This is a genomic window from Synechococcus sp. LTW-G, from assembly GCF_054459035.1.
Genome location: NZ_JBTKYW010000001.1, coordinates 367,789 through 388,903 on the forward strand (window position 1 = coordinate 367,789; position 21,115 = coordinate 388,903).

Below are 21,115 nucleotides of genomic sequence, written 5' to 3' on the forward strand. Positions count from 1 at the left end.
CGCTGCCCTGATGGCGAACATCGACCACGCCCCAAGCCGCACGATGCTCAACCTGCTGCACGTGCTGCCGGCCTTTGCCGATGAAGCGGAACTGCGGCTGAACACCATCGTTGAGCTGAACAGCAACACGATCAACAAGTACGAGCTGATCACCGAAACCGGTCACCTCAAGCTCGATCGCGTCGGCTACTCCTCCCTGGCCTACCCCTTCGCCTACGGCACCATCCCCCGCACCTGGGATGAGGACGGCGACCCGCTCGACATCGAAATCGTCGGTGTGACCGAGCCCCTGGTGCCCGGCTCCCTGGTGGAAGCCCGGATCATCGGCATCATGAAATTCGACGACGGCGGCGAAGTCGACGACAAGGTCATTGCCGTGCTGGCCGATGACAAGCGCATGGACCACATCACCAGCTACACCCAACTCGGTGAGCATTGGCTGAAGGAAACCCAGTACTACTGGGAGCACTACAAGGACCTCAAGAAGCCCGGCACCTGCCGCGTCAATGGCTTCTTCGACTCCGCCGAAGCCGTCAAGATCGTCAAGGAGTGCGAGGCCCGCTACATGGACGTCATCGCTCCCAAGCTGGTCAACTGATCGCAGCCAAGCCCCCAACCGGGGGCTTTTTTCATGGCTTGGAGTCCGCGGACGTTTGGGCTCGAGCTACGGCCCTCGCCATGCCGTCGCGGCTGGCCAATCCCTGCAGGGCCTTCACCGGAAGGCCCGTGGCAGGGAGGGCGCTAGGGAGATGGGGCAGGTCCGGCAGGGCGAGATCAAAGACAGGCAGCTGACGCAGTCCGTTAGGACGCAACTGATCTTCCAACTGGGCGAGGTTCGCAGAAGCCGGTAGCCAGAGCAGCTCCGAGCGCCGGCACTCCGCCAGGGTGACCGCCGGCCCCAAGCCGGTTAGAGCCCGCTGCAGGTCAGCCAGGGTGACCAGGCCCACCACCCAGTTCTCCTGCTCGACCATCAGGCAGTGACCATGGGCCGAGAGCAGTTGTTGCAGCGCTGACTGGGCCGACTCCCCAGCGTTGAGCACCAGCGGTGCCTCGGGCTCAAAGGCATCGAGCACGGGCAGGGATGCCAAGGCATGACGGCGCTGGTCCTCAATCAGATCAGGCCCCAGCAGACCGGGGTCAGCCAGGCCTTGCCAGCGCTCCACCAAGGCTGCACTCAGACCCGCGGCCGCCATCAGCGGCAGGACGATGCGGATGTCACGCGTGAGCTCAAACAGCAGCAAGAGGGCCGTTAAAGGGGCGCGGGCACTGCCGGCCAGAACCGCAGCCATCCCGACCATGGCGTAGGCGGGGGGTTCCGCGACCGGCAGGCCAAAACCGCTATCCCCCAGCAGTTGGCCATAGACATTGCCCAGGACCGCGCCGGCAAACAACGACGGCGCAAAACCACCACCCACAAAACCTGTGGCGCTGCTCAAGGCCGTAGCCAGCAACTTCACCAGCAGCAGACCCACCAGGGTGAATAGGGCGATGCCGCCTCCACTGCCGAGCAGCGCCTCGATCGTGTCGTAGCCCACCCCAAGGACCTGAGGAAAGCCCAGGGCCATCAAGCCAATGGCCAAGCCCCCCAGTGCGGGCAGGGACCAAGATGGCAGGCGTCCCAGCAGGCGCTGGACCCGTGGACTCCTGCCAGCCGCCAGCAGGCGCAGGAGCGCCAAGGACACTCCGCTCGCCAAGAGCCCCAAGCCCAGATAAAGGGGCAATTCCAGGGGCGAGCGCACCTCGTAGGCCGGCAGGCGAAAGATCGGGTCACTGCCCAAACAGAGCTGCGTGACAAGGGCGGAGGCCACCGCAGCCACCAGCACTGCGCGGATACTGGGACGGCCGGGGATGGTGCTGTAGCTGCCCTCAAAGGCAAAAAAGACACCGGCGATCGGGGCCTTAAAACCGGCCGCCAGTCCAGCAGCAACACCTGCCGCCACCAAGGCCTTCTGGGACTCGGGGGGCAGTCCGCCGCGCATCCCAAGCCACAGGCCAATGTTGCCGCCGCTCTCCACGCTGGGCCCCTCAGGGCCAAGGGACGCGCCGCTGCCCAGGCTCAGCGAAGCGCCCAGCAAACGCTGAAAGGGCAGCTTGGGCTTGGCCTGAACCGCGCCGTCAGCCATGGCCATCAAGCTGGGCAGTCCTGGACCCAGGTCCCTGGACCACAGCCGCAGCAGACCGACCCCCAATCCCCCGATCACGGGCATCAGCACCACAGGCCAGGAGGCCAACCACAGGGGAAGACCGCCCGTGATCGATGGTGTGGGATCGGGAGGAAGCGGCGTGGGATCCGGCAAAAAGCCCACGCCCCCCAGACCGATCTGCAGCAAGGCCCGCAGCGGTGTGCCGCTGTCGACCGGCAAGGGATCCACCGGCAGAACGGGCGGCTCGGGCTGGGTCTGTCCCACCAAGGCCAGGGCCCAGGACACGGCCGGGCCAAACAGACCGTTATTGATCAGGCCGAGCAGCTCGTGGAAGCCGACCACGGCCAATCCGGTCAGACCGCCAACGAGGGCCGCCCAGGCCAACAGGCTCCATTGAAACGGAAGGGGCCGAGCCTCATCGAGCTCAGGCGGGGCCCCGTCCGGAAGGGTGTCAGGCCTCGGGCCGAACGGTTGCAAAGATCTCCTCCAGGATCTCTCCTGCTCCCTGGGCCTTCAGTTTGTGGGCCAAGTCAATCCCCAGGGCTTCAGGGTTGGTTTGATCCCCCTGCACCTGATCGCGGATCAGACGCTTGCCATCCAGGCTGGCGACCATGCCGGTGAGCACGAGCTCGTCCCCTTCAAAACGGGTGTTCACACCGATGGGGACCTGACAGCCGCCCTCCAGTTCGCGCAGGAAGGCGCGCTCAGCCAGGCAGCGACGGGCGGTGGGAACGTGCTCCAGCACTTTGATCTGCTCCAGCACCTTGGCGTCGCCATCGCGGCACTCAATCCCCAGAGCCCCTTGACCCACGGCATGGAGGGAGATGGAGGGATCGATCAGCTCGTGGATGCGATCGCCTAGGCCCAGACGACCGAGACCGGCGGCGGCCAGGATCAAGCAATCGAATTCGCCGGAATCGAGCTTCTCCAGGCGGGTGATGACGTTGCCGCGCACATCCTTAAAGGTGAGGTGCGGGTAGTGGTGACGCAGCTGGGCCAGACGACGCAGGGAGCTGGTGCCCACCACGGCCCCGTCAGGAAGGGTCGCGAGGGTCTTGTCCTTGTGCTTCTCATGCACCACCAAGGCATCGGCGGGATCCTCCCGCTCAGTGATGCAACCCAACATCAGCCCCTCAGGCAGGTTGGTGGGCAGGTCCTTCAGGCTGTGGACGGCGATGTCGGCACGGTCCACCAGCATCTGAGCCTCGAGCTCCTTGGTGAACAGACCCTTGTCCCCAATCTTGGCCAGGGCCACATCGAGGATCTTGTCGCCCTGGGTGGCCATCGCCTCGATGGTGATCTCGAGACCGTCATGGGCCTTGGCTAGCTCATCACGCACCCAATGGGTCTGGACCATGGCCAGCTGGCTGCGGCGAGAGGCAATGCGCAGTTGGGAACCAGCCATCGGAATGCATCAAGGCAGCAAACAGCCGCCAAGACTAGGGACTGGTGTGCCCATCGCGGCCAAAGGCCGCAAAGTCTTGATCAGTCGTCGTTTGCGAAGAGGGCCAGGGGAAGGGGCCCCCAGGTGTCCTCGGTGCTGGGATCCACGGGGTTGTGTCCAGTGATCAACAGACCTTGGCCCAGGCCGCTCTCACGGCGCACCAAAAAACGACCGTTGTTCTGATTCGCCTTCAGGAAGACGGGGCCCTCGATCGTCGCCAGCTCCTCACCGGCTGGATCCAGCTCCAGGGTTTCCCAGGAGAAGCGCTGCTCAAGCGCCCGCAGGGTCGAGACCGCAAGGGCTGCGGAGGGGGCCATCACACCCACGGTGAACCAGTCGCAGGTCGCCATGGCCTGGGTCAATGCCTCCAGCAGTTGCCCCTGCTCAGCTGAGGAGAGCTCAGGCGCCGTGCGCAGTCCCTTCAGTGATGCCAGCAGCGAGGGCCCGTCAGCCATGGATGGAGGAAGAAGTGGGGTGGTGCCGTTCCCAGACGGTGAAACCGGCCAGGCAGAAGCTGAGCCACACATAACCGACGGCCGCCCCAGCCAGGATGTCCGTTGGCCAATGGGCGCGGCAATAGAGGGTGCTCAGCCAAACCAAGGCGACCCAAAGACTCGAGAGGAGAAACAACGGCCGGCGCAGCCTGGGGTAGTGGGCCGCCAGCAGGGTGCAGCTCATGAAATAGAAGACCACCGAACCCGCTGCATGGCCGCTGGGAAAACTGCGGCCACTCAGCTCCAGCAGGCTGGCGTCAGGGCGGGGTCGATCAAACCAGGGCTTCAGCAAGCGATCAACGATCACCAAAATGCCGCCAGTTCCGGCCACGACGCAGACCAAATCGGGCCAGAAGCGCTTGAAGGCCAGGAAACCCAGAACAGCCAGGACCAACACCGCAGTCACATGAATGCCACTGGCTTGATAAACAACCAGCAGGAGCTGTCCAAGCCAGGCGGGGATGCGCTGGTGCAGCCCATCGAGCAGGACGCGATCGAAGGAGTCCGGGGCATTGGCCTTGAGGGTTGGACTCACCACCAGCAAGACAACCGCAATGGCCAGGGTCAACAGCAATCGGCGCCGTCCAAGGGCGTTCAACCACTCACGCAGAAGAGGAGGCATGGCGATCACCGTCTCTGGCTCAACTGATCGAGGGTGGTGCGGTCCAGTCTGATCAGGCGGTGGGCATCCAGGCGGCCCAGCAGCTCCGCATCACCGGGTCCCACTCCAAGGTCCAGCAATTCACGATCAGACCCCAGGACCAACACCGAGTCAACGGGCAGGGCTTGGGCCTCAAGCTGATCGATGGCCGAACGGGCGTCGTGAACGAAGAGCACCGGACGACCGCTGTAGAAGACCACGCTGTAGCGCTTGTAGCCCGCCACCAGCAGCGGTTCACCCTGCGCAGCTGAGGCCGCAGCCTGACGGGCCAACACCCGGATCGGCAGCAGGCGCTCACGATCCATCAGGGGCGCCAAGACGGGAATCACCACGGCCAAAACCGCCGCAAACCCAGCGGCATTGGGGAGCCAAAGCCAACGCAGGACGACGCCATCCCGCGCACGAAGCAACCAGATCAACGCGCCGCAGGCACCTGCCAAAGGGAGCGCCACGAGCCAGGGCAAGCCGGACTGGGAGATTGCATCCGCGAAACCGGGGTAGGCCGGATCCACCTCAATCAAGCGAGGGGCAAGGACGGCGGCCAAGGCCATCAGCCCCAAGAGCACGGCATTAAACCAACCGCTGCCCCGCTGCAGACGATCCAGCCAAGGGGGATGGCCCGTGCCCGGGGAAAGGGGCGCAAACAAGAGGCCCACCAGAAGGACTGCACCCGGAACCGCCGGAAGGATGTAGCCGGGCAATTTGGTCGCCGCGGCGGAGAAGAAAGCCACCACCACCACAAGCCAAATCAAGCCGAATTGGGCGAGGGCCTCGCCCGCATCACTGCGATGCCAGCGCTGGGGAGCCCAGACCTGCAGCTTGAGGATTGCCGCCGGGAGATAGAGCGACCAGGGCAGTGCCAGTAGCAGCAACCATGGCAAATAAAACCAAGGGGGACCTGGGTGGGCGTAGATCACCGAGGTGAAGCGCTCCAGGTTGCTGAAGCCGATGAAGCGCGCGAGGAAGGTAAACCCGTTCGCCTGGGTCGCTGCCACATACCAAGGCAGGGTCACACCCAAAAACAGGGACAGCAGCGCCAGCCATGGGGTCTGACGAACCTCCGGCCAGAGATCACGCCGCAGCAGCAGAAAACCAATGATCACCAGGCCGGGTAAGAGCAGGCCAACGGGGCCTTTCGCCAGCACCGCAATCCCGCAGAAGAGCGCCAACGCCACATGGCCCAAGCGCCTGAGGACCTGTTGATCCCTGCGCCAGTAGGCCAGGGCAAAGCCCAACAGGGCCAGGCTGATGCCACTGGCTAGAAACATGTCGGTGACAGAGGAGCGGCCCCAGCCCACCCAGCCAGGACTCAAGGCCAACAGCCCGCTGGAGAGGGTCGCGCGCCCCAGCCGTTGACTGACGGACTCCGTCGATGGCGCCAGGGCTAGAAGCAGACCAAAAACGGCGAAGACAACCACGCTGGCGGCGAGGGCCGCAGGGAAGCGGGCCGCCCATTCACTGACACCGAATAGCTGGAAGCTGAGGCCCACCATCCAGTACCCCCAAACGGGGTAATCGAAAAAGGTTTCACCGTTCCAGCGGGGGGTGACCCAGTCACCGCTGAGAAGCATCTGGCGGGGGACCTCAACGAACAACCCCTCGGTTTTATCCAGTAGGCCCAGGCTTCCCAACTGGTTAAAGAAAGCCAGAACACAGAGGCCCAACAGGGCTGCGTTCGCCGTGATGAGCGCCCGGGTGGGATTGGCATCCAGCCAGGTTTTGAGCCTCTGCATTACTAGTTGGGGGTGTTCCAGACGAAACGGCTGCTGGCGGCGTAGTTCCAGACGAACACCACAATGATCCCGGCCAACTGGGCCCAGAAGACATTCGGTGCGATCAGGCTGTAGTAGGCCGAAGCCAGGCCCACATTGGCCATCACCGGTAGGGAGGCCACCAACAGGAACTTGAACAGTCCGCGCAGCAGCAGGATGCCCTTCAAGCGAGCGAAACGGAAGGTCAGGGCGTTGTTGATCAGGTAGTTCGAGCTGGCTGCCGAGATCACACCGATCGGGAGCGCCTGCTCAAAGTCAAGGCCCCAGAGAGCCATGAACAGCTGCGTGATCAGCAGCTGCACCGCAACGCCACTGAGACCGACCAAACCAAAACTGATGGCTCGCCTGGGCAGCAGGCGGAAGCTCAGGGTGTGGAGGATTGAGATCAGGAAATCCCAGAAGATGGCCAGATCCAGCTTGGAGCTGCCATAGGTGCGGGGCTGGAAGGTCAGGGGCACCTCGGCGGTGCTCAAGCGCCCACGACTCACCGCCAGCAATTCGTAGAGGAACTTGAACCCGTTGACATCCACGCCACGGATCAAGGGAAGCAGCGGCTCCAGGCGCAAAGCAAAGAAGCCACTCATGTAGTCCGTGAGATGGGCATAGCGCTTGGGCAAGCTGAAGCGGGCACTGGCATTGGCCCACGTCGATCCGGTTTCGCGCCGATCGCTCAGCCCCAGGATCTGGGCCTCGGGATGGAAGCGGCTGCCGATGACCAGGTCCGCACCACCGGCTTCCAGGGTCTCAATCGCGCGACGGACAGAGCCAGGCTCATGCTGGCCATCACTGTCCATCACCAGGACAAAGTCCCCCGTGGCATCCAGCAGACCTTCTTTGATGGCGCTGGCCAAACCGGAGCGCCCGACCCGGCGGATCAGACGGAGCCGCGGTTCGTCATGGGCGAGCTGACGAACCAGCTCTGCTGTCCCATCCGCCGAGTCGTCATCCACCACCAGGATTTCCAAATCCCACTGCTCACCCAGGGGAAGCAGCTGGGCCAGAAGCGGCTCGATGTTGCCCCGCTCGTTGTAGGTGGGCAGAACAATCGAGACCCGCAAGCCCATCGAATCCTCAAGACAAAGCCGGCGGGAAATCCCGCCGGCGGATGAACCTTAAACCGCTTGGAGCGGAGTCAAAGAGTTGGTTACTTGATGTACTCCTTGAGCACGCCATTGCGGTTGGGGTGCCGCAGTTTGCGCAGGGCCTTGGCCTCGATCTGGCGGATGCGCTCGCGGGTCACATCAAAGATCTGCCCGATCTCCTCGAGGGTCTTCATCCGACCATCGTCCAAGCCGTAGCGCAGGCGCAGCACATCGCGCTCACGGGGGCTCAGGGTCGCTAGAACGCCTTCGAGATCTTCCCTCAGCAGGTTCTTGGCGACGTCCTGCTCAGGATTCTCGATATCAGCCTCAATGAAGTCACCCAGGCGGGAGTCTTCCTCCTTGCCAATCGGTGTCTCCAGCGAAATCGGCAGCTGAGCACTCTTGGCAATGAAGCGGAGCTTCTCGATGGTCATCTCCATCGATTCAGCAATCTCCTCTTCAGTGGGCTTGCGGCCGAACTCTTGAGAGAGGGTCTTGGTGGTCTTCTTGATCCGAGAAATGGTCTCGTACAGGTGGACCGGCAGACGGATCGTGCGGGACTGATCCGCAATCGCGCGGGTGATCGCCTGACGAATCCACCAGGTGGCGTAGGTCGAGAACTTGTAGCCCTTCTCGTGGTCGAACTTCTCGGCGGCGCGAATCAGTCCGAGGGAGCCCTCCTGAATCAAGTCCTGGAAGCTCAGGCCCCGGTTCATGTACTTCTTGGCAATCGACACCACCAAACGGAGGTTCGACTGGACCATCTTTTCCTTGGCGCGGCGACCCAACATCAGGCGCCGGCGGAACTTGACCAGGGGCATCTCGACGAGAGCCGCCCACTCCTTGGTGTCGGGGTAGTGGCCGTTGTCTGCCTCGAACTGGTTCGCTAGCTCCTCGAGCTGCAGCAGGTCCGCAATTTTGCGGGCCAGCTCAATCTCCTCGTCAGGACGCAGCAGTCGAATCCGGCCGATCTCTTGGAGATAAACCCGGATGGAGTCTTCGGTGTAGACACCCTTCGGCCCGATCTTGATGCTCGCCAGGGCTTTAGCGGTTTTCGCTGCATCCTTCTCCGTGGCCTTGGCATCGGCAGCTGGAGCCTTACCCGCCGCTGCAAGCAGCTGATCAGACGCCTTGTCCAGGTCGGCGGCCGCGGCCTTCTTGCTGGTGGCTTTCGATGCCGCAGCCTTTGTGGAAGCAGCCTTGGTCGATGCAGGCTTTTTGCTACTGGCGGCTTTGGTGGAGGCCGCTTTCGTCGATGCAGCCTTCGTGGCCTTGGCCTTGGTTGGGCTGACCTTGTTCGCGGCCTCGGCGTCCTTCTTGGTCTTGCTGGCGGCCTTGGCCTTCGTCACCTTGACGGTCTCACCCGAAGAATTGGCCACGGCGAGGATTTCAGCAGCGGGCTTTTTGGCCGTCGCAGCTGCCTTCGTGGTGGTCTTGGTGGTCGCTGACTTCTTTGTCGCAGCAGCAGGACTCATCGCGTTCGGCTAGATGATGTTGAGGCGGTTGACACGTCAGACGCAGACCCGACCAAGCCAAGGGCGAGGTGCCAATCATCGATCGACCGGAGTCGGCAAAGGGCCGCATCGATCGGGCGACAGAGCCGGTCAAGGCTCAATGACCCATGGGAACGATGAATTGGTGGGGCGTCAACGAACCCAGCAGACATGCCAAGGGACTTGGCGGCGTGCTGAGGGGAATAGAAAGGAATGGGAACGGGGCCAGAAGCCCAGCAAGGCTGTCAGGGGTGGTCGCAGATCGGGCGCGCAGCAGTGCTGGCTTTCCTCAAGATCTTCCCGCTGGACGGAACTTTGCCGGGTTCCGACTGCAGCCCTATGGACTGCTCAACAGACTCATCTTAAGAAACTCCCAAGAGCTTTGCAAGAGTGACCGGCCCCACCCCAGCAGATAGCCAGGGTTCCTGGGTCCAGGTCTGGCTTGAGGCGGGCCGTGAGGGGCAGGTGTTCACCTACAGCAACCCCAAGCAAGTCCCCTGCGCCAGAGGGGATCTGGTGCAAATTCGACTCCGTGGACGGCGCCACATCGGGCTGGTGCTGGAGCTGCTGGATGAACGGCCCGCGGCCTTAGCCGGCAAAGCCCTGCAACCGATCGAAACCGTCCATCAACAGGCCGCTGTTGAGCCCGACTGGCAAAGCCTGATTGAGACTGTTGCGCAACAGTGCCGAACCACCTCCTTCCGAACGCTCAAAGCGGTCCTACCCCCTGGCTGGCTTGGGCAGCGCCCGGCCGCAGCGGCTCAGCGGCCGCGGGAGCAGCTCTGGCTCGAGCTAATTCAGCCCCCCACGGAAACGGAGCGGAGCAGCTTGAGCGACGCCCAAAGCCGTCTGCTCCAGGTGCTGGAGGCCCACGGCGGCCAGTGCTGGCAAACCCAGGCCCTCGAGGCCGCTCAGGTCAGCCGCTCGGTCAGTGACACCCTGCAGCGCCGGGGAATCCTTCGGCGAGAGCGGCGCCCCTTTCAGGCCGAGGAGGTGATGCGCCCAGGGGGCGACGGCAGCATCCCCAAGCAGCTCACTGAGGATCAAGCCCAAGCGCTAGACGCCATTGAGGGAGCTCCACCAGGAAGCCAGCTCCTGCTCTGGGGGGTGACGGGGGCAGGCAAGACGGAGGTCTATCTCCAGGCCGCCGCGCGCGAGCTTCAAGCGGGACGGTCCGTGTTGCTGCTGACCCCAGAGATTGGACTCATTCCCCAGCTGCTGGATCGCAGCCGAGCCCGCTTTGGTGCGGCGGTGGCGGAATACCACTCGGGTTGCAGTGACGGCGCGCGCATTCGAACCTGGCGCCACTGCCTCGATAGCCCCTCTCCGCTGCTGGTGGTGGGCACCCGTTCGGCGATCTTTCTACCGCTCAAGCAGCTGGGCTTGGTGGTGCTCGATGAGGAGCACGATCGCTCCTACAAACAGGACAGCCCGATGCCCTGTTATCACGCCCGAGACGTGGCCCAACTGCGGGTTCAAGCCAGCGGGGCCAAGTTGATCCTCGGCAGTGCCACCCCAAGCCTGGAGACCTGGCGCGCCTGCCAAGGCCCCCAGGCGCAGTGCCAGTTGGTGCGACTCCCCAAGCGGATTGGCAGCAGTGTCCTGCCACCGGTCCTGGTGGTGGACATGCGGCAGGAACTGGCGGAGGGCCACCGGCGTCTGGTGAGTCGGCCGCTGATGGACCGGCTCCAGAACCTCAAAGAACGGGGGGAGCAGGCGGTCGTGCTGGTGCCCAGGCGGGGCTACAGCAGTTTCTTGAGTTGCCGCAGCTGCGGCGAAGTGGTGCAGTGTCCCCACTGCGACGTGGCCCTCACGGTGCACCGGCAACGGGAGCGCTCCTGGCTGCGCTGCCACTGGTGCGACCACCGGGCAGAGGTGGAGCGCCGCTGCGGCCATTGCGGCTCCTCGGCCTTCAAGCCCTTTGGGGCCGGAACGCAACAGGTGCTGGAGCACCTCTCGGGCGAACTGGAGGAGCTGCGACTGCTGCGCTTCGACAGGGACACCACCCGCGGGCGCGATGGCCATCGACAACTCCTTGAGCGGTTTGCCCGCGGGGAAGCCGATGTCTTGATCGGAACCCAGATGCTCGCCAAGGGGATGGATCTGCCGCGGGTGACCCTGGCTGCCGTGCTGGCCGCCGATGGGCTCCTGCATCGACCCGATCTGCGGGCCGCAGAGGAAAGCCTGCAGCTGCTGCTGCAATTGGCTGGCCGTGCGGGGAGAGGGGACCGTCCTGGGGAGGTCCTGGTGCAGACCTACAGCCCCGAACATCCCGTGATTCGCCATCTGGTGGATGGCCGCTATGAAGCCTTTTTGAAGGAGGAACTCCAACAACGGCAGGCCGCATCCCTCGTTCCCTTTAGCCGGGCATGCCTGCTGCGCCTCGCGGGACCATCCGCCAGTCGAACCGCGACGGCCGCCTCCAGCCTGGCGGAACACCTGCGTGCGGCGCTGATGCAGCAGGGCTGGCTGCTGATCGGACCAGCTCCAGCGCCGGTGGCCAGGGTGGCGGGGAACAGCCGCTGGCAGCTCCTGCTGCACGGACCAGCCGGCTCTGAGCTTCCACTGCCCATGGAGACAGAGCTGCGGGCCCTGCTCCCCCATGACGTCAGTCTGGCGATCGACCCAGATCCGCTCGAGCTCTAGGCCGGCAGCTGGGGCAAGCCAAAACCAGCGGCAATGCGCAGCCGCTGAAGCAGTGCCACAAGTAGCAGAAGCAGGCTGATAGCCAAGGTGCCCAGGCCAAGCTTGCTCCAGCGCCAGCAGGAGAGCTGGAGCGTATTCACCGCCCCAGGCTCAAGGCGCCAACGGACAACCTCAGGCTCGCCCTTGCCCCGGCGCATGGCCCGAGCGGGGATGGGCCCAGAGGCCTGAATCGCACGCAGCGGTAGTGGTTCGAGGGCAACGCTCAACTGCAATCCAGGCAGGGGCTGGAGCGTCTCCAGATCAAGCTGGATGGCCAGCCGCTGACGCACGCCGATCAACCAGTTGCGCTCCTGGAAGTCCAGTTCAGGGGCGGGTAGATCCAGGTTGGCCAATGCAGCACCCTGCTCAAGACTGTCCTGCAGCAGCTTCAAAGCCTGAGAAGCAGGCAGCACCGGCGAGGCGAGCGTCAGGCGGCCATGGTCTTGGTCCACGCGCAGGGAGCGGCCGCGCAGCCCTTGCCGCCATTGGCTCTGCCAAGGAAGGGGCTGATCCGTCTGGGATTGACTGCGCTGCTCAAACTGCAGGCGTCCAGGGCCGGGGAAGCGCAACTGGGTCTCGAGGTCGACGCACCCACCGAGCAAAGCGGTCAGCAGTAAAAGAACGATCGCCACGACAGCGAAACCCAAGGGAGCCTGGGTGGGTCCAGTGGGCGGTGGTGGTTGCTCTGGGGGTCCGCGGCGGCGGCGGCGTTGACGGGCCATCGCCTTGAGCTCGCCCTCCAGGAGCTTCATCTCCCCCAGGCTCGGAAGGGTCATCGACCACTCCCTGGGCCTCACCAAGGCCGGCGCGTCAAGGATCTCCTGCAGGTCCTTGGCCTGGGCGCGCAGGGTGGTGTCGCGGCAGGCCCGAAGGCTGCGGCAGGTCGCCGCCGCGGCCTTGTGATCCCCACGCCCCAACTGGGCCGTGGCCAGCAGAAGCCGGACCTCTCCCCCAGCCCGGGTCATCGCACCGTGGGCTTGCAGCAGCGGCTCCAGCAAGCGTTCACAGGTGCCGTAGTCGCCCCTCTCCAGGGCTGATCGTGCCGGGAGAAGCGTCGCTGGATCAAACGGCTCCGAGGGCTGGGCCGGGTTGGACTCCTCCACCGGCACCTAGAGGTGGGATCGGCCGGTGACCATCGTGCCGATGCCCGCGTCGGTGAACACCTCCAGCAAGAGCGCATGGGGCGTTCGGCCATCGACGATGTGGGCGGCGGCGACCCCCTGGGCCAAGGCGCGAATGCAGCATTCGGTTTTCGGCGTCATCCCACCGGCCACGACACCGCTGCTGATTAGCTCGCGGGCGCCGGAGAGACTCACGGAGCGAATCAACGAACTGGGGTCTTCCCGGTCCCGCAGGATCCCCGGGGTATCGGTCAGGAGAATCAATTTCTCCGCTTCCAAGGATGCAGCCAACTCCCCAGCGACGGTGTCGGCATTGATGTTGTGGGCTTGGCCCTCAGCGTCGGCTGCCACCGAGGAGATGACGGGGATGTAGCCGGCATCCAGCAAGGGGAAGAGAACAGACGGGTCCACCGCAGCCACATCCCCCACCAGGCCATTGGTCCCATCGCCATAGGTGCGAGCCCGCACCAGCGGGCCATCGCTACCGGAGAGGCCCACGGCCCTGGCGCCCAGACGATTCAAGCCGTTGACGATCTGCTTGTTGACCCGGCCCACCAGGACCATCTCCACCACATCCATGGTGTCCGGGCAGGTCACCCGCAGGCCATTGCGGAATTGGGGCTCGATGTTCAGGCGCCCCAACCACTCATTGATCTCGGGCCCGCCGCCGTGCACGACCACCGGCTTCACGCCGACCGATGCAAGCAGCACCAAGTCGCGATAGACCGCATCGCGCAGGTCTTCGCGAACCATGGCCGCACCGCCGTATTTCACGACGACGCGGCGGCCAGAAAAACGTTGGATGTAGGGGAGGGCTTCACTCAGCACCGACACCCGCAGGGCGTCAGTGCGATCAGCAGGACGTTCGCTCAAGGGAGGGACTTGTCTCGAGAAGAGGGGCCTAGATGTGCTCAGGTTTAGCCAGCAGCAGGCAACAACTCAAGGAGCACCTCACCTTTGGAGGGCTCACTCAGCTCTGCCCGCAGGCCGCGATCGAAGAATCGTCCCAGTCGGTCCTGTTTCGCCTGCCAACGCTCGAAGGGAACCGCTTCACAGCGAAACCGCATCGCAACGGCATAGCGCCCGTCGACGGCGCGCTCAAGCACGCTGATCAACTGAGGGGGCTCATCCTCATCCCAGAGCTTGAGGGCCTCCAGAGAGCTCTCGAGGTGAGCCTTCTGGCCATAGCGCCAACGGGTGACGTCTTTCACCAGCTTGCGGAGGGTCTTACTGGCGGCCTGCTCACGCAGGGCAACCGCATCTGGCTCTGCCTCCAGGAGCTCTGCAGGAGGCAGTTCGGAGGACTTGAGAGCCAACCCACCCAAGAGGATCGGGATGCCGTAAAAAATCGTCGGCAGGCTGAGGTTCGGATTGGAGGTGGCGTAACCAATCCAGCCAATGACCGAGAGGGCCGCACCAGCCAAGGTGACTAGGCTGCCGGGGGAAGCGATTGCGAGCATGCAGGCATCTTCGGTCAACGGGGGGCAGGAGCCCAACCCCGCGCAGGATGCCCCCAGCACAGCGGAGCTGGTTGAACAGCTGCAACGGGACCGGCTCTGGTTGCTGCAGCAGCTGGACCAGGGACGTTGGCCAGAACTGCGCTTAGACCTGGCCGCCCTGGAGCGTGAGCTGGGTCAGCTGCTGGAGCAGGCCCAAGAACGACTCAGCCCCAGCAGCTAAGCGATCAGAACGGAATCTCGTCCTCGCCCTCGGGAAGGTCAGGAACCAGGGGTGCGGTGTTCCAGGTGGGAGGCTGCTGCTGTGCGGGGGCGGCACTGCGGACAGGGGCAGGAGCCGAAGCCGGTGCAGCAGCCGGTGCAGCAGCGGCGGGACGAGGGGCGGCACTGCCACCGCCACTGCCACTGCCACCGAGGGGATGCAGGCGGGAGAGCGTGAATTCAGCGCGCTTTTCCTTGGTCCCGTCCTGGCGGCTCACGGTGTTCATCCGCAGACGACCCTCGACCATCAGCCGCTGGCCAACCTGCACACGGTTCTGCAGGTCCTGAGCAAGACTTCCCCAGCCGACAACCTTGAGCTGACCCGCCGGATCATCAGGACGCAGCCCATCGAACTGAACGGCCATCTCCGCCACTGGAGTTTGGTTGTCCTGGGTGTATCGAACCTGAGGCGCCTCAAGCACCTCCACCTCCAGCAAGCAATGGTTCACAGGACCGGTCAATGGCACGGGGCCACATCCTGATGCAAGGCCTGGAATTTCACCAGGGGGATTCCTCGACCTCGGCCCCTGCCGAGACGATCTGGTTGGTCTCAGGCACCGGGGATGGTCCGCCCCTGGCCCAGGCCTTGCTGCAGCAGGGCTGGAAAGTCCTGGTCAGCGTGGTCAGCGCCTCCGCCACACGGGCCTATCGCTCCCACCCCAATCTGCGCTTTCAGGTGGGGAAGCTCCAGGAGGATGAGGCTGTTGATCAACTGCTGAGGACGCTCAGACCCCGCTGGGTGCTCGATGCCTCCCATCCCTTCGCCGCAGTGATCAGCGCCAGGCTGCAACGGCGCTGCCAGGCCATGAACCAACCCCTGCTGCGACTGCAACGGGAGACCCCTCGCCTGCCTGAAGGAACCCGGATCCATGGGATCCAACAGTTCGAGGATCTGCGTTCCATCGCGCTGGGGGGAGAGCGACTGCTCCTGGCCATTGGCTCGAGACACCTCCAAGCGGCCCTGCGCCAGAGCTCCGCTTCGCAGCACTTCGCGCGAATCCTCGACAACCCGGAGAGCCTGCGTCTTGCCCTAGCGGCAGGCTTTGAACCGCAACAACTGGCCTGCGTACGGCCCGGGGCTTTGCCCGAGGGCGCCATCGAACGCGCCCTCTGCCGGCGCTGGAGGATCAGCGCCGTGCTCTGCAGGCAATCCGGGGGACTCACCCAGCAGATCTGGCAGAACCTCAGCCAGGAGCTGGGCCTGCAGTTGATCCAGATCCGCCCCCCCGCAGAACAGCTGCCAGAAGGCCTGACACCGGAAGGAATCCTGCGTCAAGTTGGGGCAGCGCAAGCGCGGTCATGAGCCCATCGTTGATCCTGGCCCTCACCACCGAGGCCAACACAGAGACCGCCGAGGCCCTCGCCCGCGTTCTTCTGGAGAGGCGTCTGGCGGCCTGCGTTGCCCTGCGACCGCAACGGGCCCTCTACTGGTGGCAAGGACAGATCGAGGACAGCGCGGAGGTCGAGCTGCTGATCAAAACCACTCGAGAGCAGCAGCAGGCCCTGGAGGCCGCCGTCCATGAGCACCACAGCTACGAGACACCCGAATGGATCGTCTGGAGTGCAGAAGCAAGCCCTGGCTATGGAGCCTGGGCTGAAGCGGCCTGCCGCCCTAGTTGAGGTGCGTCTGGGCGAGGGCCTGCAGATCGACCTGGGAGCGGGGGCCCAGCTGGGTCACCACCTGACCAGCGCAGAGCGAGGCGAGCTGACCACAGCGCTCCAGCGATTCGCCCTGGGTATAGGCATGCAGGAAACCACCGGCATAGAGGTCACCGGCACCCGTGGTGTCCACAAGCGGGCCCAGGTTGAAGGGCTTGATGGCGATCGATGAATCGCCGCTGAGAATCACAGAACCCTGCTCGCTGCGGGTCAAGGCGGCGATGCGGCAGCGGCCGCGGACAGCCTGGGCGGCCTCATCAAAGCTATTGGCCTTGTAGAGGGAGGTGATCTCCATCTCATTGGCAAAGAGAATGTCGACATGGCCGTCGACCAGCTCAAGGAAGCTGTCGCGATGGCGTTCCACGCAGAACGCATCGGAGAGGCTCAGCGCCACTTCGGCACCGTTCTCTTTCGCCACCTTGGCGGCCGAAAGAAAAGCAGCCTTGGCGTCGTCGCTATCCCAGAGATAGCCCTCGAGGTAGAGCACCTTCGCCTGGGCCACCATCTCGAGATTCAGATCGCTGGGATCGAGGCCAACCGAGGCACCCAAGTAGGTGCACATGGTGCGCTGCGCATCCGGTGACACAAGGATCAAGCAGCGTGCGGTCGATGCCCCTGCCGTTGCTGCGGGGGTCTCATAACGGGTACCTACAGCACGGATGTCATGGGCAAAGATCGTGCCCAATTGGTCATCCCGCACCCGACCAATAAAGCCAGCACGCCCGCCAAGCTGGGCAATGCCAGCCAGGGTGTTAGCCGCGGATCCCCCAGAGGTTTCCAAACCAGGGCCGAGCTTGGAGTAGAGCGACTCGGCTTGGTCCTGATCAATCAGGGCCATCGTGCCTTTGGTCAGGCCAAAGCCCTCGATGACGGCATCGTCGGCCTGAACAAGCACGTCAACGATCGCGTTGCCGATCCCGACAACATCCAAGGTCTTCACTTCAGGCATGGGAATCAGCGGCTCAGCAGGGCCCGCTTGGGACCGTGAATGGGGTCTTCGACCACGATGGTTTGGTCGCGATCAGCACCCAAGGAAACGATCGCAATCGGCACTTCCATGAGCTCAGCAAGGAAGCGGAGATAGCTCATGGCCGTCGGGGGAAGATCCTCGAGGCGGCGGCAATCAGCCGTGGAGGTCTGCCAACCCGGCAGGGTCTCAAAGATGGGCTGACAGCGGGCGAAATCCTCAGCGGAGCCGGGGAAGTGCTCGATGCGCTGGCCATCGAGTTCATAGGCCACACAGACCTGGATCTCGTCGAGTTCATCGAGAACATCGAGCTTGGTGATGGCCAGGCAATCGAGACCGTTGACCTCAACGGCATAGCGGCCGATCACCCCGTCAAACCAACCGCAGCGGCGGCGACGTCCGGTGGTGGTTCCGAATTCACCACCTCGATCGCAGAGGTGGTCATTCAGGCTGCCCTCCAATTCCGTAGGGAAGGGACCTTCACCGACGCGGGTGGTGTAGGCCTTGGCCACACCGATCACGCGGTCAATCAGGGTCGGACCGACGCCAGCACCAATGCAGGCACCACCACTGACTGGATTCGAGGAGGTGACGTAGGGGTAGGTGCCGTGATCGAGATCCAGCAGGGTGCCCTGGGCACCCTCAAACAGGATGTTCTTTTTGGCCTTGGCCGCCTGGTGAATGGTGCGGGTGCAATCGACGACGTGGGGAGCCAAGCGCTGGCCGTAGGCCACGTACTCAGCAACGACGGCGTCGAAATCCAGGGGCTCGATGCCGTAGATCTTTTGCAGGATCTCGTTCTTCTCCGCCAGCGGACCGGCCAAACGTTCCCGAAGGCGCGATTCATCCAGGATGTCGATCACCCGGATCCCGTTGCGCTGGGACTTATCGGCGTAGGTCGGGCCAATGCCACGGCCGGTGGTGCCAATGCGCTGATCCCCGCGGCGCTGCTCCATCGCCTGATCCAACAGGCGGTGGTAGGGCATCGTCACGTGGGCCGTCGCGGCCAAACGCAGGTCGTCGACCGGGATGCCGTTCTCAGCGAGCATGTCCAGCTCACCGATCATGACCTTGGGGTCCACAACGGTGCCGGAGCCGATCAGGCAGACGGTTCCTGGGTAAAGAATGCCGGAGGGAATCAGGTGCAGCTTCAGCACCTTGTCGTCCACAACAATCGTGTGGCCGGCATTCACACCGCCCTGATAACGGACGACCACATCGGCCGAACGACTCAGGAGATCGGTGATCTTGCCCTTCCCCTCGTCACCCCATTGAGCACCGATGACGACAACGTTGGCCAAGGACACAGCGGCCCGCAGCCGCTTCTAAGCACAAGGATCAAGGATCTCAGATGGGGTGACCCTCCGTCAAAACAATCACGGAATTGTTTGGATTAAAAAAGCGGCCCGGATGGGCCGCTTTGGGTTCAAACAACGAAGGCGGAGACGATCAGGCGCCGCGCACGACACCGGTCTCAGCTTTTTTGAGTTCCTTATTCAGGCGCTCCTTCAGGGCATCGGGGACGGGGCGATTCGGATAATTCGCGTAGTGGCCCGCCAGGGAGTTCAGGGCCGTCTGCATCGTGGTGAAGGAGGCCAAGCCGTTGAATTTGGCCTGGGGGCGGTAGCGGGCCATGTAGTCATTGATCAGGGCCCGTGCCGAGGTCTCCGCCTCACTGCGGCCAGGATCATCAGCCGCAATGGCAATGGTGGCCATCAACTGATCAGCAACGACGACCGTGTCCTCCGCGTAGTTACCGGTCAGGGGACCCGAGCTGCCAGAGCAAGCCGTCACCAGCAGGGTCAGGCCCAGGCAGACAGCCAGCAGAGCTGCTTTGATTCGACGCCAACCAGCTGCCATCGGACTCGGGATCAACTTGAGCGGGATCCTAGGGGGCCTCGGAGGCCAGAAGTCCTTGACGCTCCAGCAGGAGCTGGGGCAGCAAGGTGGCTTCCAGCTGGTCAGCCGCGAGGTCCTGTTTGGCACCAGTGGAGCGCTGAACCAACTCCACCTGCCCCTCAGCCGCGCCGCGACCGACCACGACCCGCCAGGGAATTCCGAGCAGCTCTGAGTCCTTGAACTTGACGCCAGCCCGTTCAGAGCGGTCGTCGAGCAGCACATCAACGCCGGCCGCCTGCAACTGGTCGTAGAGACGTTCCGCCAAGTCCACCTGCTCCGTTTCTTTGACGTTGGCGATCACGACAATCACCTCATAGGGAGCGATTGCGGTGGGCCAACAGATTCCGTTGGCGTCGTGGTGTTGCTCGACGGCGGCCTGGGCCAGCCTCGATACACCGATGCCATAGCAGCCCATCCACAGGGGCTCCTCCTGGCCGGACTCATTGGTAAAGGTGGCGTCCAGGGCCGTGGAGTACTTCCTGCCGAGCTGGAAGATATGCCCCACCTCAATGCCACGGCTGGCTTCGAGGGTTTGGCTGGGGTCATGAATGCAGCGATCTCCGGGCTGCGCGGAGCGCAGATCGGCTGAATCAGGAGCCCCCCCGAGCGCACCCCAGCTCACGCCCAGCCGATGGGCGTCGCGCTCATTGGCGCCGCAAATGAAGACCTCCAAGGCCGTGGCGGTGCCATCGGCAAAGCGCTCAAAGCGGGGGGCCCAAGACTTGGCACCAGAGAGCATCGAATCGCTCAAATCCGGCCCGATGTAACCAAAGGGAATCCCCGTCAGGCCTTGCTTGGCCGCCTCATCGGGCTGCAGTGCTTGCAGGTCCAAAAGGGTTCCGTGCTTAGCCGAGAGCCGGTGACTGACGGCATTGCTCAACTTGACCTCATTGAGCTGCTGGTCGCCCCGCAGGGAGACGAGCAACGGCTGCTGCAGACCGTCTTCAAAGCGAGCCAGCAATAGGAGCACCTTGACCACCTGCGTGGGGTGCCAACCCTGGGCCTGGCTCAGGGCCTCAATGGTGCTTTGACAAGGGGTCTCGATCCGCTCCACAGCCGAGCCGGGCGGAAGCGGGTGGGGCTCGGGTGGTAGGGAAACCGCCCGCTCTTGGTTCGCCGCGTAGCGGCCATCGCCGGCGGCCAAGATCAAATCCTCACCGGATTCAGCCGTGACCATGAATTCCTGGCTGGCCGAACCGCCGATGGCACCACTGTCGGCCTCGACGGCGACGGCCCGCAGGCCACAACGCTGAAAGATCCTGCGGTAAGCCTGGTCCATCAGGCCATAGGTCTGCTTCAGGCAGTCCTCGTTGGCATGGAACGAATAGGCGTCCTTCATGATGAATTCGCGCCCACGCATCAGACCGAAGCGGGGACGAATCTCATCGCGAAACTTGGTCTGGACCTGGTACAGGTTGACCGGGAGTTGCCGGTAGGAACGCAGCAGATCAGCGGCGAGTGCCGTGATGACCTCCTCGTGGGTCGGGCCGAGACCGAGCTCGCGACCTTGACGGTCCTCAAGGTGAAACATGATCCCCTCGCCGTCGGTGTACCCGGCCCAGCGCCCGCTGCGCTGCCAGAGCTCAGACGGCTGGAGCTGGGGCAGGAGCGTCTCCAGGGCGCCCGCCGCGTTGAGTTCCTCGCGGACAACGGCTGAGACCTTCTGAAGGACGCGCCAGAGGAGGGGGAGATAGGCGTAGATGCCGCTGCCAATCCTGCGGATATAGCCGGCTCGCAGCAGCAGCTTGTGGGAGGCAATCTCAGCCTCGGCGGGGTCATCCCGCAGCGTCACCAGCATCAGGCGGGAGACGCGCATGGGATCCGAGCAAGGAAAGAGGCCGGAAGCTATCACCTGCTCGAGCAGCCCTGGAGCCAGCATTTGCTGCCCCACGAACCGTTCCGTCCCACCCGCTTAAAAAAGCGCCACAAGTGAAGCGGAAATCAAGACGAAATTTCAGTTGCAGAGAGGAAAGCCT

At 63.9% G+C, this 21,115-nt stretch carries 20 protein-coding genes; 5 read left to right on the top strand and 15 right to left on the bottom strand.

The window, feature by feature from the left end; genetic code table 11:
- Window positions 1-10 precede the first annotated feature (10 nt).
- Complete coding sequence (locus tag ACXIQ9_RS01970) at window positions 11-598, top strand: inorganic diphosphatase (protein ID WP_459015276.1); 588 nt, start codon at window positions 11-13, stop codon at window positions 596-598.
- A 31-nt stretch (window positions 599-629) separates the two neighbouring features.
- Here the strand turns inward: ACXIQ9_RS01970 and ACXIQ9_RS01975 are convergent, their stop codons facing one another.
- The 7 genes from ACXIQ9_RS01975 to rpoD all read right to left on the bottom strand — a co-directional run bounded on the left by ACXIQ9_RS01975 (window position 630) and on the right by rpoD (window position 9,072).
- Window positions 630-2,528 (bottom strand): chloride channel protein, encoded by a 1,899-nt coding sequence (locus tag ACXIQ9_RS01975; RefSeq protein WP_459015278.1) that lies wholly within the window; start codon window positions 2,526-2,528, stop codon window positions 630-632.
- Window positions 2,529-2,595: 67 nt separating this feature from the next.
- Window positions 2,596-3,549: a hydroxymethylbilane synthase gene (gene hemC, locus ACXIQ9_RS01980; protein ID WP_296415939.1), complete on the bottom strand. Its 954-nt coding sequence runs from the start codon at window positions 3,547-3,549 to the stop codon at window positions 2,596-2,598.
- A gap of 80 nt (window positions 3,550-3,629) precedes the next feature.
- A complete protein-coding gene (locus ACXIQ9_RS01985; RefSeq protein ID WP_459015281.1) occupies window positions 3,630-4,043 on the bottom strand; it encodes a DUF1824 family protein in 414 nt (137 codons plus the stop codon).
- A complete protein-coding gene (locus ACXIQ9_RS01990; RefSeq protein WP_296420969.1) occupies window positions 4,036-4,704 on the bottom strand; it encodes a phosphatase PAP2 family protein in 669 nt (222 codons plus the stop codon). The genes ACXIQ9_RS01985 and ACXIQ9_RS01990 overlap by 8 nt, the downstream gene beginning before the upstream one ends.
- Before the next feature lie 5 nt (window positions 4,705-4,709).
- Complete coding sequence (locus ACXIQ9_RS01995; protein ID WP_459015283.1) at window positions 4,710-6,476, bottom strand: ArnT family glycosyltransferase; 1,767 nt, start codon at window positions 6,474-6,476, stop codon at window positions 4,710-4,712.
- Window positions 6,477-6,478: 2 nt separating this feature from the next.
- Window positions 6,479-7,579: a glycosyltransferase family 2 protein gene (locus tag ACXIQ9_RS02000; protein ID WP_459015285.1), complete on the bottom strand. Its 1,101-nt coding sequence runs from the start codon at window positions 7,577-7,579 to the stop codon at window positions 6,479-6,481.
- An 80-nt stretch (window positions 7,580-7,659) separates the two neighbouring features.
- Window positions 7,660-9,072, bottom strand: a complete 1,413-nt coding sequence (gene rpoD, locus ACXIQ9_RS02005; protein WP_459015287.1) for an RNA polymerase sigma factor RpoD — start codon at window positions 9,070-9,072, stop codon at window positions 7,660-7,662.
- 408 nt (window positions 9,073-9,480) lie between these two features.
- On the opposite strand from rpoD, the gene priA reads away from it, so the two are divergent.
- Entirely contained in the window at window positions 9,481-11,736 is a 2,256-nt protein-coding gene (gene priA, locus ACXIQ9_RS02010) for a replication restart helicase PriA (RefSeq protein WP_459015289.1), read from the top strand.
- Here the strand turns inward: priA and ACXIQ9_RS02015 are convergent.
- Genes ACXIQ9_RS02015 through ACXIQ9_RS02025 form a run of 3 tightly spaced genes read right to left on the bottom strand, consistent with a single transcriptional unit; the run spans window position 11,733 to window position 14,356 of the window.
- On the bottom strand, window positions 11,733-12,878 hold the full coding sequence (locus ACXIQ9_RS02015; protein ID WP_459015291.1) for a DUF3153 domain-containing protein: 1,146 nt from the start codon (window positions 12,876-12,878) through the stop codon (window positions 11,733-11,735). The two genes, priA and ACXIQ9_RS02015, sit on opposite strands and share 4 nt — an antisense overlap.
- A 6-nt stretch (window positions 12,879-12,884) precedes the next feature.
- On the bottom strand, window positions 12,885-13,769 hold the full coding sequence (gene argB, locus ACXIQ9_RS02020; RefSeq protein ID WP_459015293.1) for an acetylglutamate kinase: 885 nt from the start codon (window positions 13,767-13,769) through the stop codon (window positions 12,885-12,887).
- 44 nt (window positions 13,770-13,813) lie between these two features.
- Complete coding sequence (locus ACXIQ9_RS02025; protein ID WP_459015295.1) at window positions 13,814-14,356, bottom strand: DUF2854 domain-containing protein; 543 nt, start codon at window positions 14,354-14,356, stop codon at window positions 13,814-13,816.
- Here ACXIQ9_RS02025 and ACXIQ9_RS02030 point away from each other — a divergent pair.
- Window positions 14,355-14,576 (top strand): hypothetical protein, encoded by a 222-nt coding sequence (locus tag ACXIQ9_RS02030; protein WP_247477948.1) that lies wholly within the window; start codon window positions 14,355-14,357, stop codon window positions 14,574-14,576. The genes ACXIQ9_RS02025 and ACXIQ9_RS02030 overlap by 2 nt on opposite strands.
- Before the next feature lie 4 nt (window positions 14,577-14,580).
- Here the strand turns inward: ACXIQ9_RS02030 and ACXIQ9_RS02035 are convergent, their stop codons facing one another.
- Complete coding sequence (locus ACXIQ9_RS02035; RefSeq protein WP_459015297.1) at window positions 14,581-15,063, bottom strand: single-stranded DNA-binding protein; 483 nt, start codon at window positions 15,061-15,063, stop codon at window positions 14,581-14,583.
- 11 nt (window positions 15,064-15,074) lie between these two features.
- Here ACXIQ9_RS02035 and ACXIQ9_RS02040 point away from each other — a divergent pair, with 11 nt between their 5' ends.
- Together ACXIQ9_RS02040 and cutA are read left to right on the top strand one after the other, a co-directional pair.
- Window positions 15,075-15,917 carry a precorrin-6A/cobalt-precorrin-6A reductase gene (locus tag ACXIQ9_RS02040; RefSeq protein ID WP_459015299.1) on the top strand — a complete coding sequence of 281 codons (843 nt, stop codon included), beginning with the start codon at window positions 15,075-15,077 and terminating at the stop codon, window positions 15,915-15,917.
- Window positions 15,914-16,234: a divalent-cation tolerance protein CutA gene (gene cutA, locus ACXIQ9_RS02045; protein ID WP_296415921.1), complete on the top strand. Its 321-nt coding sequence runs from the start codon at window positions 15,914-15,916 to the stop codon at window positions 16,232-16,234. Before ACXIQ9_RS02040 ends, cutA begins: the two co-directional genes overlap by 4 nt.
- On the opposite strand, the gene ACXIQ9_RS02050 is transcribed toward cutA, so the two are convergent.
- From ACXIQ9_RS02050 to ACXIQ9_RS02065, 4 genes are all read right to left on the bottom strand, one after another.
- A complete protein-coding gene (locus ACXIQ9_RS02050; RefSeq protein ID WP_459015301.1) occupies window positions 16,227-17,222 on the bottom strand; it encodes an adenosine kinase in 996 nt (331 codons plus the stop codon). The two genes, cutA and ACXIQ9_RS02050, sit on opposite strands and share 8 nt — an antisense overlap.
- Before the next feature lie 5 nt (window positions 17,223-17,227).
- The gene (locus ACXIQ9_RS02055; RefSeq protein ID WP_010316677.1) at window positions 17,228-18,541 is read right to left on the bottom strand and encodes an adenylosuccinate synthase; all 1,314 of its coding nucleotides are present in this window, start codon (window positions 18,539-18,541) and stop codon (window positions 17,228-17,230) included.
- Window positions 18,542-18,689: 148 nt separating this feature from the next.
- Window positions 18,690-19,100 (bottom strand): photosystem II protein Psb27, encoded by a 411-nt coding sequence (psb27, locus tag ACXIQ9_RS02060; RefSeq protein WP_010316676.1) that lies wholly within the window; start codon window positions 19,098-19,100, stop codon window positions 18,690-18,692.
- Between the two features lie 28 nt (window positions 19,101-19,128).
- On the bottom strand, window positions 19,129-20,955 hold the full coding sequence (locus ACXIQ9_RS02065; protein WP_459015304.1) for a proline--tRNA ligase: 1,827 nt from the start codon (window positions 20,953-20,955) through the stop codon (window positions 19,129-19,131).
- Between the last annotated feature and the right edge of the window lie 160 nt (window positions 20,956-21,115).